The organism is Deinococcus arboris (genome assembly GCF_009755355.1).
Lineage (GTDB): Bacteria > Deinococcota > Deinococci > Deinococcales > Deinococcaceae > Deinococcus > Deinococcus betulae.
Map to the genome: position 1 here is coordinate 1 of NZ_WQLB01000084.1, position 1,021 is coordinate 1,021.

General features: G+C 66.2%; 2 protein-coding genes. Both read right to left on the reverse strand.

Annotation, left to right across the window (positions count from 1 at the left end):
- Positions 1 to 416 (reverse strand): hypothetical protein (locus GO986_RS22420; RefSeq protein ID WP_157461745.1); only part of this gene is annotated, 416 nt, incomplete at its 3' end.
- A gap of 93 nt (positions 417 to 509) precedes the next feature.
- The gene (locus GO986_RS22425) at positions 510 to 968 is read right to left on the reverse strand and encodes a hypothetical protein (protein WP_157461746.1); all 459 of its coding nucleotides are present in this window, start codon (positions 966 to 968) and stop codon (positions 510 to 512) included.
- Between the last annotated feature and the right edge of the window lie 53 nt (positions 969 to 1,021).

The following is a 1,021-nucleotide window of genomic DNA, read 5'->3' on the forward strand; positions in this document are numbered from 1 at the left end:
GTCGAGGCCGTCCACTGGTGCGCGCCCGCTGTGGCCGTCAGGGCGTAGCTGTAGCGGCTGCCGTCCTCGGCGTTGCTTTCTTCTTCCGTCGGCTCAAACGCCGTGCTCAGCACGATGTTCAGCTTCTTGGTGCCGTTCAGCAGGTCCAGGCTGCCGTTGGCGTTCCACTTGGTGTCGTCCCAGTAGCCCAGGAAGGGGCTGGAATCCAGGTTGCAGCGCACCAGCACGTCACCGCTGCCGGTGGCGGCCGTTGCGTTGGCCGCTTCGTAGTCAAAGGAAATCAGGTCAGCGCCCGTGATTTCGCAGGTGTCGTTGACGCTGACATTCACGGCAACGGTGGCTGGGGCAGGGCTGGCGGCCGTGGCCACGCTCAGCAGCGCGGCACTCAGCAGGAGGGGCAGGGTCTTCAGGCGCATGGGGCTCCTTGGTCAGCTGGTCGCTGGGGTGAGATAAGGCGCGGTGATCCAGCCGCACGGCTGGCGTTCAGCTGGATCACCGCGGGCAGGGATTTAGAACGTGACGTTGATGTCCACGCTGCCGGTGTAGTCGGCGGCGGTGGGGGCGCCCCACTGGCCAGCGGCGGCGGTGGCGGCCAGGGTGTAGACGTACTGGTCGGCGCCAGCGTAGCTGCCGGTGCCGGCGCCCGCGTTGGCGACGCTCGTCAGGGCGTAGGTGGCGTTCAGCGACTTGCTCTTGCTGGCGCTGTTCAGAACCACGGCGCCGGTGGCGGCCGTGTTGACCGTCAGGCTGGTGCCGGCGTTGCAGTACAGGGTCGCGCCGCCGCTCACGGCGCCGCTCGTGCCCACAATGGCGTCGTAGGTGAAGCTGGCCAGCTTCGCAGCAGTCGTGTCAAACATGCAGGAGGACAGCACGTTGGCGTTCACAGTCACCGGGGTGCTGGTTGTGCCGGCAACGGCGGTGGAAGCGACGAGGGCAGCGGACAGAACAGCAGCAACAACTTTCTTCATGAAATCTCCTGAAGCGCCGACTCATCCGAGTAAGACGCCTGTGACACGGCGAC